Genomic DNA, 15,353 nt, shown 5'->3' with positions numbered 1-15,353 from the left:
ATCGGCAAGAAAGGGAAGGCATTTTGGAAATTGTTCTATTATAGAGTAGTTATGTATGTGATAAACAGAAAAAGACGGCAAAGCCGTCTTTTTCTTTCCATAGTTGTTTCGTTTTACATTAGCGAATGCAAGCAGCACCAACGATAATTAAAAGAATAAACAACACAACGATTAAGGCGAAGCCGCGTCCAGACCCGCCACAAGAACCGCCATAACCGTAGGAAGGATATGAACAAGTTGGATAGCAATATGAGTATCCGTACATGAGATGACCTCCTTTATTATTTCCCGCTAATACTGCGGTTACTATAATGTATGGAAGAGAGGGTAGAAATGTATAGGTATTTACCTAAAAAAGGAAGAGTAGTTTGTATATTTTTGTTACGAAGAGAGAAAAACTAAAGAGAATTAAATCGTTTACATATTATTCTAAGAGAAAAAATAAGTGAAAAAGGGAATAATATAACAGTAGGTCAATGCTTACTAATACAGATGTAAAAAATAAAAACACGTTTGTGTAGTAGAAACCTGCATATTATTTATAAAAAAACGTATTCAAAGTAATTGACATCGTAATTAGAATAGTTGTAAACTAAAAAACGTGATCAAGATTGTATTAATATGTTTCTGAAAAAACATTAGTACAGATTGTTAGGTACACAAAATTATTCTCAACCGACATACAAACATGTTGGTTTACATCGTTGCGCTTTTTAAACTGGAAAATAGCCAGTGAAAGCGTTTCAGAATATGGTTCAAGAGAGGAAGAGGTGAACGGAATGGGTACTAAAACAAAAAAGACCCTATTTAATGTTGATGAGCAAATGAAAGCTATCGCAGCTCAATTTGAAACATTACAAATTTTAAATGAAAACGGTGAAGTTGTGAATGAAGCAGCTATGCCTGAATTATCTGATGATCAATTAAAAGAATTAATGCGTCGTATGGTGTATACTCGCGTATTAGATCAACGTTCTATTTCTTTAAACCGTCAAGGACGTTTAGGTTTCTACGCACCTACAGCTGGACAAGAAGCTTCTCAATTAGCAAGTCATTTCGCACTTGAAGCAGAAGACTTCATCTTACCAGGATACCGTGATGTACCACAATTAGTATGGCACGGATTACCATTATACCAAGCATTCCTATTCTCTCGTGGACACTTCATGGGTAACCAAATGCCTGAGAATGTAAATGCATTAGCTCCACAAATCATTATCGGTGCGCAAATCATCCAAACTGCTGGTGTTGCGTTAGGTATGAAACTACGTGGTAAAAAATCTGTTGCAATTACTTACACTGGTGACGGTGGTGCTTCACAAGGTGACTTCTACGAAGGTATGAACTTTGCAGGTGCATTCAAAGCTCCAGCAATCTTCGTTGTTCAAAACAACCGTTATGCAATCTCTACTCCAGTAGAAAAGCAATCTGCAGCTAAAACTGTAGCACAAAAAGCAGTAGCAGCAGGTATTTACGGAATTCAAGTAGACGGTATGGATCCATTAGCTGTATACGCAGCAACTGCTTTTGCTCGTGAGCGCGCAGTAAATGGCGAAGGCCCTACTTTAATCGAGACTTTAACATTCCGTTACGGTCCACATACAATGGCTGGTGATGACCCAACTCGTTACCGTACAAAAGATATCGAAAACGAATGGGAACAAAAAGACCCAATCGTACGCTTCCGTAAGTTCTTAGAAGCTAAAGGCCTATGGTCTCAAGAAGTTGAAGAGACAGTAATCGAAGAAGCAAAAGAAGATATCAAACAAGCAATTGCTAAGGCTGACCAAGCTCCAAAACAAAAAGTAACTGATTTAATGGAAATCATGTACGAAAAAATGCCTTACAACTTAGCTGAACAATATGAAATCTACAAAGAAAAGGAGTCGAAGTAAGCCATGGCTCAAATGACAATGATTCAAGCAATCACTGATGCTTTACGCGTTGAAATGAAAAATGACCCTAACGTACTTGTATTTGGTGAAGACGTTGGTGTAAACGGCGGTGTATTCCGTGCTACTGAAGGTTTACAAGCTGAATTTGGTGAAGATCGTGTAATGGATACTCCACTTGCAGAGTCTGGTATTGGTGGACTTGCAGTTGGTCTTGCACTTGAAGGATTCCGTCCAGTTCCAGAAATCCAATTCTTCGGTTTCGTTTATGAAGTAATGGATTCAATTTCTGGTCAATTAGCTCGTATGCGTTACCGTTCTGGTGGACGTTGGACTGCTCCAGTAACAGTTCGTTCTCCATTCGGTGGTGGTGTTCATACTCCTGAACTACATGCTGATAGCTTAGAAGGATTAGTGGCTCAACAACCGGGTCTAAAAGTTGTTATTCCATCTACTCCATACGATGCTAAAGGTCTTTTAATCTCTGCGATTCGTGACAACGATCCAGTTATCTACTTAGAGCATATGAAATTGTACCGTTCATTCCGTCAAGAGGTACCAGAAGGTGATTACACAATTGATTTAGGTAAAGCTGATATCAAACGTGAAGGTACAGATGTATCTGTTATCGCTTACGGTGCTATGGTTCACGCTGCATTAAAAGCTGCTGAAGAACTTGAAAAAGAAGGTATCTCTTTAGAGGTTGTTGACTTACGTACAGTTCAACCATTAGATATCGAAACAATCATCGCTTCTGTTGAAAAAACAGGTCGCGTAGTTGTAGTTCAAGAAGCTCAAAAACAAGCTGGTATTGCAGCTAACGTTGTAGCGGAAATTAACGACCGTGCAATCTTAAACTTAGAAGCTCCAGTTGTACGTGTTGCAGCTGCTGATACAGTATTCCCATTCTCTCAAGCAGAGAGCGTATGGTTACCAAACCACAAAGATATTGTTGAAGCTGTAAACAAAGTAATGAACTTCTAATTTTTAGCTTTTCATGTGCAAAAGAAATCAGCACATGCTGGTTTCTTTTGTACATATTCCATAATAATGAAATGAATCAGGGGGCTGAATTCCGTGGCATTTGAATTTAAACTACCAGATATCGGTGAAGGTATCCACGAAGGTGAAATCGTAAAATGGTTTATTAAACCAGGCGATGAAGTAAACGAAGACGATGTACTTCTTGAAGTACAAAATGATAAAGCAGTAGTAGAAATCCCTTCTCCTGTTAAAGGTAAAGTACTTGAAGTACTTGTAGAAGAAGGAACAGTTGCAATCGTAGGAGATACATTAATTAAATTTGATGCTCCTGGATACGAAAACCTTAAATTTAAAGGTGACGATCATGATGAAGCTCCAAAAGCTGAAGAAGCAGCAGTAGAAGCTCCAGCAGCGGAAGCTACTCCAGCAGCAACTGCAGAAGTAGTAAATGAGCGCGTAATTGCTATGCCATCTGTTCGTAAATACGCTCGTGAAAAAGGTGTAGACATTCATAAAGTAGCTGGTACTGGTAAGAATGGCCGTATCGTAAAAGCTGACATCGATGCATTTGCAAATGGTGGACAAACTGTAGCAGCAACTGAGGCTCCAGCAGCAGTAGAAGCTACTCCAGCAGCAGCGAAAGAAGAAGCACCAAAAGCACAACCAATCCCAGCTGGTGAATATCCAGAAACTCGTGAGAAAATGAGTGGTATCCGTAAAGCGATTGCGAAAGCAATGGTTAACTCTAAACACACAGCTCCTCACGTAACATTAATGGACGAAGTAGATGTAACAGAACTTGTTGCTCACCGTAAGAAGTTCAAAGCAGTAGCAGCTGACAAAGGTATTAAATTAACTTACCTTCCGTACGTTGTTAAAGCTTTAACATCTGCATTACGTGAATACCCAATGTTAAACACTTCTTTAGACGATGCATCTCAAGAAGTAGTTCATAAACATTACTTCAACATCGGTATCGCAGCTGATACAGACAAAGGTCTATTAGTACCAGTTGTTAAAGATACAGATCGTAAGTCTATCTTCACAATCTCTAACGAGATCAATGATCTTGCTGGTAAAGCACGTGAAGGTCGTCTAGCTCCAGCTGAAATGAAAGGTGCTTCTTGCACAATTACAAACATTGGTTCTGCAGGTGGACAATGGTTCACTCCAGTTATCAACCACCCAGAAGTAGCAATCCTTGGTATCGGCCGTATCGCTGAAAAACCAGTTGTGAAAAACGGTGAGATCGTTGCAGCTCCAGTATTAGCATTATCTCTAAGCTTTGACCATCGTTTAATTGACGGTGCAACTGCTCAAAAAGCGTTAAACCAAATTAAACGTCTATTGAATGACCCACAATTATTAGTAATGGAGGCGTAATAACAATGGTAGTAGGAGATTTCCCAATTGAATTAGATACAGTCGTTGTTGGTGCAGGTCCTGGTGGATACGTTGCGGCAATTCGTGCAGCACAATTAGGTCAAAAGGTAGCAATCATTGAAAAAGCTAACCTTGGTGGCGTATGCTTAAACGTTGGATGTATTCCTTCAAAAGCGTTAATCAATGCAGGTCATCGTTATGAGAATGCAATGCATTCTGATGACATGGGTATTACTGCAGAAAACGTAAAAGTTGACTTTACAAAAGTTCAAGAATGGAAAAACGGCGTAGTTAAGAAATTAACTGGCGGTGTTGAAGGCCTTCTTAAAGGTAACAAAGTTGAAATCATTCGCGGTGAAGCTTACTTCGTAGATGCTAATACATTACGCGTTATGACTGAAGATGCAGCTCAAACTTATACGTTTAAAAATGCTGTTCTTGCAACTGGTTCTACACCAATCGAAATTCCAGGATTCAAATACTCTAAACGTGTTATCAACTCTACAGGTGCTTTAAGCTTACCTGAAATTCCTAAAAAACTTGTTGTAATCGGCGGCGGTTACATCGGTATGGAATTAGGTACTGCATATGCTAACTTCGGTACAGAAGTTACTGTAGTAGAAGCTGGCGACGAAATCTTAGCTGGTTTCGAAAAAGCTATGAGCTCTGTTGTTAAACGTGCTCTACAGAAAAAAGGTAACGTAAATATCCATACAAAAGCTATGGCTAAAGGCGTTGAAGAAACAGAAACTGGCGTAAAAGTTAGCTTTGAAGTTAAAGGTGAAATCCAAACTGTAGAAGCAGATTACGTATTAGTAACTGTAGGTCGTCGTCCAAACACTCAAGAAATCGGTCTTGAGCAAGTTGGAGTTAAAATGACTGACCGCGGCATCATCGAAATCGATGAGCAATGTCGTACAAATGTACCAAACATCTATGCAATCGGTGATATCGTTCCTGGACCACCATTAGCTCACAAAGCTTCTTACGAAGGTAAAGTAGCTGTAGAAGCAATTAGTGGCCATGCATCAGCTATCGATTACATCGGAATTCCTGCAGTATGCTTCACTGATCCAGAACTAGCATCTGTTGGTTACACTAAAAAACAAGCTGAAGAAGCTGGAATGACTGTAACTGTATCTAAGTTCCCATTCGCTGCTAACGGTCGTGCATTATCATTAAACAGCACTGACGGTTTCCTACAACTTGTAACACGTAAAGAAGATGGTCTTCTTGTAGGTGCTCAAGTTGCAGGTGCAGGTGCTTCTGATATTATTTCTGAGATTGGTTTAGCTATCGAAGCTGGAATGACAGCTGAAGATATCGCTCAAACAATCCATGCTCACCCAACATTAGGTGAAATCACAATGGAAGCAGCTGAAGTTGCTCTTGGAATGCCAATTCACATTGTAAAATAATTTAAGTAATGTAAATAGCCCTTCTCTTATTGTAAGAGAGGGGCTATTTTTATTTTCATCAAATGACTTGCAAGGTCTTTAAACGTACTTGTCGAATGAATATATAATACTTTAACAAATGATTCAGGCTTAACTTACTTCAAAGGTAATATATATATCATCCTATAATATGTAATTGATTCAAACTTAACCCCATATATTAATAAAATAGAGCATGTCAAAGGAGAAGGTTCCATGAAAATATTACATGTTATATTTTATCATTTACTACTATGGAGTGGCTTTTCCACTGTATTAACATTATCGAATGGTGATAAGTTTCATTATAAAGTTATTCTTTTTTTCGTATTTCTATATTTAGCCTATGTAATAGCATATTTTGTATTGCACGTAAGAAAGCAAGCTTTATTTCTTACATGTTCGAATTGTATATTATTTTTAATCATATTATCTATTTTTTAAATTAGCGTTTATAAAAATACATTGTTCTTCCATTAAATAATTGTAACTCTCCTTCTAATTTCTTCGCTAAAAAACGGCAAAATTCATTTGCTTTCCCTTTGTCACCAAATGTTGCATTAGGTGGTAAAGAAACTTGGATGAAAGATTGTTCATTTTCTATACCAACACCAATATAAATTGAGTCATACCGGTCGTGAGTGGATTGAAGTTTTAATGTTGTTGTAGATGTATCTAAAATTTCATAAGGAAAAGCGGTATTTGTATACGTGTAATTAATTTGGGCACCAGTTTTAGAAGTAACTGTTTTATAATAATGAAAAAGTTGTTTTATATCATCTATTGAAACTGATTGTTGGTTGGATTTCGGTACAAGCGTAATAAAGGCGTGTTGCATATAAGTTCCCCCTAGCTTAGTAGAATACTATCATTCTACATCCTACTGAATTTTTTGACAATTAAAAGGAGTATTACATGTTTTGTTTAATATACTATTAATGAAACGTGATGTAGAAAGGTGGAAACCAATGTTTGAAAAATTGTATGATGAGCATGAAAGTGTGAAGGTACGATTTTTAGGGTTTATGACACATGATACACGTTATGATTTTGGTGTTATTTATACAAATATGTTTTTTGGAAAGCCACTCATTGTTTGTATGCAAACAGGAAGGTCTACTTTACTCGGACGAGATGATGTAGAGAATATTCAATATATACAGGAGATTTTTAAATTAGGATCAGAAGAGGAAGCAAAGGAGTTAGCTCAGTTTTTCAAATTTCTAGTTCCGTCAACTTCTTTACATGCGGAATATGAAGAATAATTAATGTGAAACAGTCGTACTTATAAATATGGCTGTTTTTTATTTTAATATCGCATACTAATTTAAATTAAAAATATTTAATGTGTTATACTAAAAACCTATTGACGTAAAAAGTATAACATATTAAAATGAAGACAGAAAGTTAAGCGGTTACAAAAAGTTTTTGGGATTATAAACTTAGGGGGAAATGAAAAATGGGAACAATCGTATGTCAAGATTGTGAAGGTACAATTGCACACTTCGAAGATGAGAAAGTAACGGTACTTTACGGGAAATGTGGATCTTGCGGATGTGATCACACAGAGCATACAAAAGCCCAATAATTGATAGGAAATGGACAGCTAAAAGTTTTTAGGACCATAAACTTAGGGGGAAATGAAAAATGGGAACAATCGTATGCCAAGTATGTGAAGGAACAATCGGACATTTTGAAGATGAGAAAACGACGGTACTTTACGGAAAATGTGGAACAAATTGTGACTGTGCTAGAAAAGATAATGCGAAAGCTTAATGATAAATAAATAGATTACTATTAAAACTCAGGGGGAAATGAAAATGGGAACAATCGTATGCCAAGTATGTGAAGGAACAATTGGACATTTTGAAGATGAAAAATCAACAGTACTATACGGGAAATGTGGATCTCATTGCGAATGTGACCATAAAGAACATACAAAAGCTTAATAATAAGAAAAAGCGCCTACATGTGTAGGCGCTTTTTTAATAAATTGTAGTTGTATGACCAACTGTTGCAACGATTGCATCATCTCTAATTGGAATAAAGCTTATGGATGTATGTGGTGTACTAGAAGAAGCATATTGGCTCATTATACGGCTATCGATACGGGTAATAGTATCAGTCAAGAAAGCTGAAATAAAAGCGTAAGGGACTCTTCGTTCATTTAATGAATAAATAATTTCTTCTTTTGTTTTTACACCCACGCCATGTCCGTAAAAAAAGAAATTTCCTAAATAGATTGTGTTTTCTCCTTGCCACTCAATCGTAGCTGGATTCACTTGTGGGTTTTTAAAGTAAACGAGGTCACCTGGAACAAGATCGCCACCGTTTTTTGTTATGAGCCTTAGATCTTGATCGTAGTCCCATGTATAAAGTAAAAGATTTGCAAATAGACGATTGAAAGTTTCTTCCTCATACAATGATAGTAAAGCTTTATAAAAAATAATGATCATAGCGGTTGCGCATTCAGTTCCATATAGTTTTCCATTTTTAAAAATATCTTGTATGGCAATAGAAGATGGTATGTTTGGAAGAAGCTCGAATCCTCCAAGGGATGTTCTTTTCCAATACTGGGGGTTGCAAAAGGATTGTTGAAATGTGCGAAACTGAAATCCACTTTGAAAAAGCTCTAGTGCAGAGATAATAATATTAACTCGTAAATTGAGATCAAAGCTGAGTTCATCAGCTGTTCGGAAGGAATAAACTTCTTGATTTCCTGCCATTATTGATAAAATTTGTTGTTTCTCTGCTGCAAATGGCTCATATTCATTTGTAATATAAGGATGTACAATAGAACGGCCTATTACAATCATAATAGTATCCCCACCTATACGTTACATTCTTAAGTATCGTATGAAGAAAAGGAAAAAAGGTGAAAAAAAAGCCTATCAACTGATAGGCTTGTACTCTTTAATAACACGTAATGTTTGTAAGGTCATATCTTCAGGACCTTGTACAGGTAAACCTGCTTCTAAGTTTTTCCGAATATACTCTAAGTTTTCTTGTGTAATAATTTCCCCCGGAGTAAAGATTGGAATCCCTGGCGGATAAACCATAACAAAATCAGCTATAATACGACCCGCTGCATTTTCAAATGGAATGACTTCTGTTTCCGAATAAAAAGCATCTCGAGGAGAAAGTGCTAGCACTGGAATTTCTGGAATCTCTACTTGTATTTGAACACCTTTATCTGCCCTATTTCTAAATGTTGCTGCTAAATCGTGTAAAGCTGCAATAAGTGTATTTGTATCACTTTCTGTATCTCCCAAAGTGATAAGACATAGTATGTTGTATAGATCTGAGAGTTCTACTTCAATGTTATATTGCTCTCTAAGCCATACTTCAGCTTGGTGGCCGGTAATACCTAAATCTTTTACAGATACAATTATCTTTGTTGGATCATAGTTAAAGGTAGCATCTGTACCTAACATTTCTTTTCCAGGACAGTAAAGATGCTCAATAGAATTTATAGCATCACGAACATGTTCAGCTAATTGTATTGTTTGTTCTATGAGTGCTGTTCCTTCTGTAGCAAGACGCTTTCTCGCAACATCAAGGGATGCTAACAAGATGTAAGAAGTTGATGTAGTCGTAAGCATGCTAATAATAGATTGGACATGCTTTACATTCACTAAGCCTTCTTTCACATTAAGAATAGAACTTTGAGTTAAAGAGCCTCCTAATTTGTGAACACTTGTTGCTGCCATATCTGCACCAGCTTGCATCGCTGACATGGGTAATTCATCGTGAAAATGAATATGAACACCATGAGCCTCGTCGACTAGTACAGGGATGTCATAAGAATGTGCTAATTGTACAATCTGTTCTAAGTCTGCAGCAAACCCAAAGTACGTTGGGTTAATAACAAGTAAGCCCTTTGCATCTGAGTGCTCTTCAAGTGCTTTTTTGACAGATTGAATTGTGATTCCATGAGAAATACCGAGCTTCGGATCGATTTCAGGATGCATGAAAATCGGTTTTGCGCCTGAGAAAATAATAGCTGACATTACTGACTTATGCACGTTTCGTGGTACTAGGATTTTGTCACCAGGACCGCAAACGCTCATCACCATTGTCATAATAGCACCACTTGTACCTTGAATAGAAAAGAAAGTATGATCTGCACCGAATGCAGCGGCTGCTAAATCCTGTGCTTCTTTAATCATACCTTTTGGATGATGTAAATCATCGAGTGGCGCAATATTAATTAAATCAATTGCTAATGCATTATGCCCAATAAATTCGCGAAATGTAGGATCCATGCCCTGTCCTTTTTTATGACCAGGAATATGGAATTGAATTGGATTTCGCTTACTGTGCTCAACTAAAGCGGTAAACAATGGTGTTTCGTATTGGGACAATCTATACACCCCTTCTTCTTCATAATATTTAGTGTAATTTGTTTTATATAATCCTGCTCTAAAAAGTTTAGTCTTTTTAGAATAAGGCTTGTTTTTCTGCCATTCAAAAAATCGTTTTTGAGATGGTAGCTTCACTTTACTTTCTATAAAACAAAAGCATTATATCACCAATAATTATAGATGTATAGAAAAAAATGTTTTTAAGGTGAGTATGTTTAATAGTTAGCCTCAATTAATGAATAGAGGAAGACAATTCCATTAAAATGAATAAATAGTGTATAATGCAGAGTGGCTATAATGAAGAATAAAATATTCTCTTTAAGATAGCATAATGAAACAAGAAGAAATGATAAATGAGGTGCGAAATGGAATATCAATATCCGTTAGATTATGATTGGTCAAATGAGGAAATGGTTACAATTGTTAAGTTTTATGAAGCGATTGAGAAAGCTTATGAAAAAGGGATTATAAGAGAAGAATTAATGGGTTTATATCGTCGTTTTAAAGAGATTGTTCCATCGAAAGCAGAAGAAAAGAAAATTGATAAAGAATTTGAAGAAGTAAGTGGATACTCTATATATCGTGCTATTCAAAGGGCAAAAGAAGTCGAAGAACAAAAGCTTGTAAAAATGTAAAAAATATTTTGAAAAATAAAAACTGAAGTGATATAATGTGATAACAACTAAAAACGGACAATATAAATTGTCCGTTTTCTACTATCGATTACAAAGTGCATATAAAGGAAGGAGTGATTGCATCGTAGATTCAATCTTAGCAAGGAATTGTTCGTTGGTCATTGCTGAAAACTCCTCTGGTGATATATGAATACCAACTAATAATTCTGCTTTTTTTACAGTAGCTAATCGTTCAATCATCTTTTGTAAGTCTTCGGTTTCAAGTGTTTTATGTAATTTCACACTTGGTTTAGTATGGTCAATGGACCAAACGAAGTCATTTGGAATATTTGTTTTTAAATCATTTAAATGTTCTAAGAAGGCATGAGCCGTCTCAACTTTTTGTGGACACTCATAGATTAAACCAAAGTATATGAAGGCATGAGTACCCCATAAGCCGATTTGGAAATGCGGTAGCATTTTATATCCTCGTTTATTTGTTGAAAAAGCAACCCAAGTATCGTTTGGTGGATTGACTTTGCGGCGTGCGTGTTTTGCAACATGATAAAAAAAGTTCTCATCAGTTTGTTTGGATAAGTATTCTGCAAATTGTTCCCCTAAAGCTTCTAGCTTAGGATGAATGTTCGTTTTAATTGCACTCATTCGTTCTTCGAGACCATCAACTGTAAAGACATCAAAATCAGTTGACTTGAATGTTTGTATTGTCATGATTGTTCCTCCAACTCCTATTTTGCTTTTATTTTAGCATAGCTTGTACTATTCATAAAAAAAACAGCACAAAAAAATTTAAATAAAAAAATATAATTTTGTTGCATAGATGATTTATCCAACATAGTATAGTATAAAACAAAAAATCAGAAAATTTAATTAATTCTAGTCCGAGGGCAGACGAATATTGGGAGGAGGCAAATAATATGAGACAGGTGATTAATGCGTTAAAGAGAACAGATGCTGAAAAGAGAATACCGGTGCTACGTTTGGAGCTAGATTATGAATTAGCAACTTTATATGATGCGATGATGGAAGATGATAAACAGAAAAAAGAAGAGTGTGTACAAAAGTTAGAAGTGTTAAGACTTGAAATGATTCGTTTAGAAGCGTAATAATAGTATATGTATAAAAAATTAGTTGGTGCGAACCTTATAAAGGGTTCGTTTTTTCTGTGAACAGTATAGATCGGAGTGTTTAAACATGCAAGAAGTATGGAAAGACATTGATGCACACGCCAAACGGTGGATTCGGGATGCAGGAGAGCATTTAATGGCATCAATGAAAAAAGCACTTATTATAGAAACAAAATCAAATGCAGCTGACTTAGTTACAAATATGGACCGAGAGATAGAACAGTTTTTAATTGGGAAAATTAAAGAAACATTCCCGAATCATAATATTTTAGGAGAAGAGGGTTATGGAGACGAGATAACGTCTTCTGACGGGGTTGTTTGGTTAATTGATCCAATTGACGGCACGATGAACTTTGTTCATCAAAAAAGAAATTTTGCGATTTCAATTGGGATTTATGAGAACGGTATCGGAAAGATTGGACTTATATATGATCCAGTGCATGATGAACTATATCATGCAGTCAAGGGATCTGGAGCTTTTTGTAATGATATATCAATTCCTCCACTGAAAAAAGGAACTGTAGAGCAAGGTATTGTAGCTTTAAATGCGATATGGCTTACAGATAATCCATTGCTTAATATGGAAAGTATGATGGCACTTGTTAAGAAAGCAAGAGGCACAAGATCATATGGCTGTGCAGCGTTAGAGATGGTATACGTTGCAACAGGAAGAATAGATGCATATGTAACGCCGAGATTATCACCATGGGATTTTGGCGGAGGACAGATAATTGTAGAAGAAGTTGGAGGTAAGGTGACGACATTCTCTGGAGCGCCACTTTCTATCATAGAGAAGAGCAGTGTGTTAGTTGCAAAACCAGGAGTGTATGAAGAAGTGTTATCGTTTATATGAGAGCAACAAAAAAGTAAGAGGCTGTGTATAAGCTTCTTACTTTTTAGCGTTATTGTGATTTGCGCATTTTTCTTTTTGTTACAAAACCGTATCCAACTGTAACAAATGTGCCGATAATGCAAATAATAATACCGATTGGACTATTTTCAGCAATCATAATGCCGATACCGATTAAGAAAATAACACCGATAATTGCAGTTAATAAAAAGCGATATTGAATGTGTTCCATTTCTTCACCCTCCAATCTCATTTTACTTTCACAAAAGTAAGAATACAACTATATTTTCATTCTTGCTTTTATTTTAATTGCTATTGTATCCCCTTCGCTCTTATAATAGAGAAGGATTAAAAAGACATTAGGAGTTGGACATGTTGAAAAAACGACAAGATTTACGTAATATAGCAATTATTGCCCACGTTGACCATGGTAAAACAACACTTGTTGACCAGTTATTACGTCAAGCGGGGACTTTCCGTGCGAACGAACACGTTGAAGAACGCGCAATGGATTCAAATGATCTAGAAAGAGAACGCGGTATTACAATTTTAGCGAAAAATACAGCGATTCACTATGAAGATAAAAGAATTAACATTTTAGATACACCTGGTCACGCTGACTTCGGTGGAGAAGTAGAACGTATCATGAAAATGGTTGATGGTGTTTTACTTGTTGTTGATGCATATGAAGGTTGTATGCCACAAACACGATTTGTTTTAAAGAAAGCTCTTGAGCAAAACTTAACTCCAATCGTAGTTGTAAACAAAATTGACCGTGACTTCGCTCGTCCAGATGAAGTAGTTGATGAAGTAATCGACTTATTCATTGAGCTTGGTGCAAACGAAGATCAATTAGAGTTCCCAGTTGTATTTGCATCAGCAATGAACGGAACAGCAAGCTTAGATTCAAACCCAGCAAATCAAGAAGAGAATATGAAATCATTATTCGATACAATTATCGAACATATTCCAGCACCAATTGATAACAGCGAAGAGCCACTTCAATTCCAAGTAGCACTTCTTGATTACAACGACTACGTTGGACGTATTGGAGTTGGTCGCGTATTCCGCGGTACAATGAAGGTTGGACAACAAGTTGCTTTAATGAAAGTAGACGGAAGCGTGAAGCAATTCCGCGTAACGAAATTATTCGGTTACATGGGATTAAAACGTCAAGAAATTGAAGAAGCAAAAGCAGGGGACTTAGTAGCCGTTTCTGGTATGGAAGACATTAACGTAGGTGAAACAGTATGTCCAGTTGAACATCAAGATGCGTTACCATTATTACGTATTGATGAGCCAACACTACAAATGACGTTCCTTGTAAATAACAGCCCATTTGCAGGTCGTGAAGGTAAATACATTACATCTCGTAAAATTGAAGAGCGTCTTCGTTCACAATTAGAAACAGATGTAAGTTTACGTGTAGATAATACAGATTCTCCTGATGCGTGGATCGTATCTGGACGTGGGGAACTACATTTATCTATCTTAATTGAAAACATGCGTCGTGAAGGTTATGAATTACAAGTATCTAAGCCAGAAGTAATCATTAAAGAAGTTGATGGCGTAAGATGTGAGCCTGTAGAGCGTGTACAAATCGATGTACCTGAAGAATACACTGGTTCTATTATGGAATCTATGGGTGCACGTAAAGGTGAAATGTTAGATATGGTGAATAACGGAAACGGTCAAGTTCGCCTTACTTTCATGGTTCCAGCACGTGGTTTAATTGGTTACACAACAGAATTCTTAACATTAACTCGTGGTTACGGTATTTTAAACCATACATTCGATTGCTACCAACCAGTACACGCTGGACAAGTTGGTGGACGTCGTCAAGGTGTTCTAGTTTCACTTGAAACAGGAAAAGCATCACAATACGGTATTATGCAAGTTGAAGACCGTGGTGTAATCTTCGTTGAACCAGGTACAGAAGTATATGCTGGTATGATTGTAGGAGAACACACTCGTGAGAACGACTTAACAGTTAACGTTGTGAAAATGAAACAACAAACTAACATTCGTTCTGCGACGAAAGATCAAACTTCAACAATGAAGAAACCACGCCTAATGACTTTAGAAGAATCATTAGAGTACTTAAACGATGACGAGTTCTGTGAAGTAACTCCAGAATCAATTCGTCTACGTAAAAAGATTCTTGATAAGAGTGAGCGCGAAAGAGCTGCTAAGAAAAAGAAATCTGTTGAAGCGTAAAAATAAAAAAACAACGCCCTTTATAAAGGGCGTTGTTTTTTTATTTTGTTTATTTTTTAGAATATTTACTTATTTTTGTGGACAGTATTTTTTTTGCGAGTTACTCTTGTATTAAGTGTATAAAGAAAATTGCATTTTACTGCTAGGGGGGAAGAGTGTGTTAGAAAGGATGTCTTTTTTTGCAAAATTGTGTAAGGTAGATGAAAATCCAGAGTTAGGAATGTGGTTACTTTATGGGACGATTATTATATTAAGTGCTCTCGTTTATAATTTAGGGTTTGCTAGAAAGTTGTCTGTACTAAAAAATATTGTGATATACATATCATTAGCAATTGGATGCACAGTATTAACCTTTTTTGCTGTGTTTTTACCTGTTGGAGAAGGACTTGTTGTAGCGGCAATTGTACTTGGAATTTATAGACTGCGTTTGCGTCAAGCGAAACAACAAAAAGCAGGATAAGAAAGGGG

General features: G+C 36.5%; 20 protein-coding genes. 14 read left to right on the top strand and 6 right to left on the bottom strand.

The genetic code is table 11. The features are described 5' to 3' along the window. Nucleotides 1-118: 118 nt before the first annotated feature. Entirely contained in the window at nucleotides 119-265 is a 147-nt protein-coding gene (locus NST27_RS19415; protein ID WP_000274562.1) for a YjcZ family sporulation protein, read from the bottom strand. A 514-nt stretch (nucleotides 266-779) separates the two neighbouring features. Between NST27_RS19415 and pdhA the strand changes: the two genes are divergently transcribed. The 5 genes from pdhA (at nucleotide 780) to NST27_RS19390 (ending at nucleotide 6,139) form a co-directional block, all read left to right on the top strand. Continuing rightward, nucleotides 780-1,895, top strand: coding sequence for a pyruvate dehydrogenase E1 component subunit alpha (gene pdhA, locus NST27_RS19410; protein ID WP_000536895.1), 1,116 nt, complete (start codon nucleotides 780-782; stop codon nucleotides 1,893-1,895). Between the two features lie 3 nt (nucleotides 1,896-1,898). Then, a complete protein-coding gene (gene pdhB, locus NST27_RS19405; protein ID WP_000068168.1) occupies nucleotides 1,899-2,876 on the top strand; it encodes a pyruvate dehydrogenase complex E1 component subunit beta in 978 nt (325 codons plus the stop codon). 93 nt (nucleotides 2,877-2,969) lie between these two features. Further along, nucleotides 2,970-4,259: a pyruvate dehydrogenase complex dihydrolipoyllysine-residue acetyltransferase gene (gene pdhC, locus NST27_RS19400; protein ID WP_000863419.1), complete on the top strand. Its 1,290-nt coding sequence runs from the start codon at nucleotides 2,970-2,972 to the stop codon at nucleotides 4,257-4,259. A gap of 5 nt (nucleotides 4,260-4,264) precedes the next feature. Continuing rightward, a complete protein-coding gene (lpdA, locus tag NST27_RS19395; protein WP_000260104.1) occupies nucleotides 4,265-5,677 on the top strand; it encodes a dihydrolipoyl dehydrogenase in 1,413 nt (470 codons plus the stop codon). A gap of 234 nt (nucleotides 5,678-5,911) precedes the next feature. Beyond that, entirely contained in the window at nucleotides 5,912-6,139 is a 228-nt protein-coding gene (locus NST27_RS19390) for a hypothetical protein (RefSeq protein ID WP_000697469.1), read from the top strand. Nucleotide 6,140: 1 nt separating this feature from the next. Here NST27_RS19390 and NST27_RS19385 read toward each other — a convergent pair whose 3' ends face one another. After that, nucleotides 6,141-6,533 (bottom strand): DUF1885 family protein, encoded by a 393-nt coding sequence (locus NST27_RS19385; RefSeq protein ID WP_001163302.1) that lies wholly within the window; start codon nucleotides 6,531-6,533, stop codon nucleotides 6,141-6,143. Between the two features lie 130 nt (nucleotides 6,534-6,663). Between NST27_RS19385 and NST27_RS19380 the strand changes: the two genes are divergently transcribed. From NST27_RS19380 to NST27_RS19365, 4 genes are all read left to right on the top strand, one after another. After that, a complete protein-coding gene (locus tag NST27_RS19380) occupies nucleotides 6,664-6,960 on the top strand; it encodes a DUF3055 domain-containing protein (protein WP_033683945.1) in 297 nt (98 codons plus the stop codon). Nucleotides 6,961-7,154: 194 nt separating this feature from the next. Then, on the top strand, nucleotides 7,155-7,283 hold the full coding sequence (locus NST27_RS19375; protein WP_000536778.1) for a GapA-binding peptide SR1P: 129 nt from the start codon (nucleotides 7,155-7,157) through the stop codon (nucleotides 7,281-7,283). 59 nt (nucleotides 7,284-7,342) lie between these two features. Further along, the gene (locus NST27_RS19370) at nucleotides 7,343-7,471 is read left to right on the top strand and encodes a GapA-binding peptide SR1P (protein ID WP_000536803.1); all 129 of its coding nucleotides are present in this window, start codon (nucleotides 7,343-7,345) and stop codon (nucleotides 7,469-7,471) included. 44 nt (nucleotides 7,472-7,515) lie between these two features. Continuing rightward, the gene (locus NST27_RS19365) at nucleotides 7,516-7,644 is read left to right on the top strand and encodes a GapA-binding peptide SR1P (protein ID WP_000536796.1); all 129 of its coding nucleotides are present in this window, start codon (nucleotides 7,516-7,518) and stop codon (nucleotides 7,642-7,644) included. A 36-nt stretch (nucleotides 7,645-7,680) separates the two neighbouring features. Here NST27_RS19365 and NST27_RS19360 read toward each other — a convergent pair whose 3' ends face one another. Both NST27_RS19360 and speA read right to left on the bottom strand, forming a co-directional pair. Continuing rightward, entirely contained in the window at nucleotides 7,681-8,511 is an 831-nt protein-coding gene (locus NST27_RS19360) for a protein-glutamine gamma-glutamyltransferase (RefSeq protein ID WP_000635340.1), read from the bottom strand. Nucleotides 8,512-8,586: 75 nt separating this feature from the next. Further along, entirely contained in the window at nucleotides 8,587-10,059 is a 1,473-nt protein-coding gene (gene speA / locus NST27_RS19355) for an arginine decarboxylase (protein ID WP_000084897.1), read from the bottom strand. 365 nt (nucleotides 10,060-10,424) lie between these two features. Between speA and NST27_RS19350 the strand changes: the two genes are divergently transcribed. Further along, complete coding sequence (locus tag NST27_RS19350) at nucleotides 10,425-10,694, top strand: UPF0223 family protein (protein ID WP_000456549.1); 270 nt, start codon at nucleotides 10,425-10,427, stop codon at nucleotides 10,692-10,694. A gap of 81 nt (nucleotides 10,695-10,775) precedes the next feature. Here NST27_RS19350 and NST27_RS19345 read toward each other — a convergent pair whose 3' ends face one another. Continuing rightward, a complete protein-coding gene (locus NST27_RS19345) occupies nucleotides 10,776-11,402 on the bottom strand; it encodes a YktB family protein (protein ID WP_000155317.1) in 627 nt (208 codons plus the stop codon). A gap of 206 nt (nucleotides 11,403-11,608) precedes the next feature. Between NST27_RS19345 and NST27_RS19340 the strand changes: the two genes are divergently transcribed. Beyond that, nucleotides 11,609-11,797 (top strand): hypothetical protein, encoded by a 189-nt coding sequence (locus NST27_RS19340; protein WP_001250164.1) that lies wholly within the window; start codon nucleotides 11,609-11,611, stop codon nucleotides 11,795-11,797. 88 nt (nucleotides 11,798-11,885) lie between these two features. Continuing rightward, entirely contained in the window at nucleotides 11,886-12,671 is a 786-nt protein-coding gene (locus NST27_RS19335; protein WP_001158703.1) for an inositol monophosphatase family protein, read from the top strand. A gap of 49 nt (nucleotides 12,672-12,720) precedes the next feature. Here the strand turns inward: NST27_RS19335 and NST27_RS19330 are convergent, their stop codons facing one another. After that, nucleotides 12,721-12,900 (bottom strand): DUF5325 family protein, encoded by a 180-nt coding sequence (locus NST27_RS19330; protein ID WP_000400127.1) that lies wholly within the window; start codon nucleotides 12,898-12,900, stop codon nucleotides 12,721-12,723. A gap of 140 nt (nucleotides 12,901-13,040) precedes the next feature. Between NST27_RS19330 and typA the strand changes: the two genes are divergently transcribed. Continuing rightward, complete coding sequence (gene typA, locus NST27_RS19325; RefSeq protein WP_000914762.1) at nucleotides 13,041-14,885, top strand: translational GTPase TypA; 1,845 nt, start codon at nucleotides 13,041-13,043, stop codon at nucleotides 14,883-14,885. 157 nt (nucleotides 14,886-15,042) lie between these two features. Continuing rightward, entirely contained in the window at nucleotides 15,043-15,345 is a 303-nt protein-coding gene (locus NST27_RS19320) for a YlaH-like family protein (RefSeq protein ID WP_000893662.1), read from the top strand. Nucleotides 15,346-15,353: the final 8 nt, after the last annotated feature.

It is taken from the genome of Bacillus sp. FSL W8-0770, from assembly GCF_038008705.1.
In the GTDB taxonomy this organism is placed as follows: Bacteria; Bacillota; Bacilli; order Bacillales; family Bacillaceae_G; genus Bacillus_A; species Bacillus_A cereus.
This window is presented reverse-complemented; position numbering and strand designations above follow the sequence as displayed.

What these genes read in the sequence shown, in the direction of transcription:
- NST27_RS19360 (WP_000635340.1), bottom strand. Translation starts at nt 8,511, where the DNA reads ATGATTGTAATAGGCCGTTCTATTGTACATCCTTATATTACAAATGAA.
- pdhA (WP_000536895.1), top strand. Translation starts at nt 780, where the DNA reads ATGGGTACTAAAACAAAAAAGACCCTATTTAATGTTGATGAGCAAATG.
- NST27_RS19415 (WP_000274562.1), bottom strand. Translation starts at nt 265, where the DNA reads ATGTACGGATACTCATATTGCTATCCAACTTGTTCATATCCTTCCTAC.
- NST27_RS19340 (WP_001250164.1), top strand. Translation starts at nt 11,609, where the DNA reads ATGAGACAGGTGATTAATGCGTTAAAGAGAACAGATGCTGAAAAGAGA.
- typA (WP_000914762.1), top strand. Translation starts at nt 13,041, where the DNA reads ATGTTGAAAAAACGACAAGATTTACGTAATATAGCAATTATTGCCCAC.
- NST27_RS19385 (WP_001163302.1), bottom strand. Translation starts at nt 6,533, where the DNA reads ATGCAACACGCCTTTATTACGCTTGTACCGAAATCCAACCAACAATCA.
- NST27_RS19365 (WP_000536796.1), top strand. Translation starts at nt 7,516, where the DNA reads ATGGGAACAATCGTATGCCAAGTATGTGAAGGAACAATTGGACATTTT.
- NST27_RS19370 (WP_000536803.1), top strand. Translation starts at nt 7,343, where the DNA reads ATGGGAACAATCGTATGCCAAGTATGTGAAGGAACAATCGGACATTTT.
- lpdA (WP_000260104.1), top strand. Translation starts at nt 4,265, where the DNA reads ATGGTAGTAGGAGATTTCCCAATTGAATTAGATACAGTCGTTGTTGGT.
- NST27_RS19345 (WP_000155317.1), bottom strand. Translation starts at nt 11,402, where the DNA reads ATGACAATACAAACATTCAAGTCAACTGATTTTGATGTCTTTACAGTT.
- NST27_RS19380 (WP_033683945.1), top strand. Translation starts at nt 6,664, where the DNA reads ATGTTTGAAAAATTGTATGATGAGCATGAAAGTGTGAAGGTACGATTT.
- NST27_RS19350 (WP_000456549.1), top strand. Translation starts at nt 10,425, where the DNA reads ATGGAATATCAATATCCGTTAGATTATGATTGGTCAAATGAGGAAATG.
- pdhB (WP_000068168.1), top strand. Translation starts at nt 1,899, where the DNA reads ATGGCTCAAATGACAATGATTCAAGCAATCACTGATGCTTTACGCGTT.
- NST27_RS19390 (WP_000697469.1), top strand. Translation starts at nt 5,912, where the DNA reads ATGAAAATATTACATGTTATATTTTATCATTTACTACTATGGAGTGGC.
- NST27_RS19335 (WP_001158703.1), top strand. Translation starts at nt 11,886, where the DNA reads ATGCAAGAAGTATGGAAAGACATTGATGCACACGCCAAACGGTGGATT.
- NST27_RS19375 (WP_000536778.1), top strand. Translation starts at nt 7,155, where the DNA reads ATGGGAACAATCGTATGTCAAGATTGTGAAGGTACAATTGCACACTTC.
- NST27_RS19330 (WP_000400127.1), bottom strand. Translation starts at nt 12,900, where the DNA reads ATGGAACACATTCAATATCGCTTTTTATTAACTGCAATTATCGGTGTT.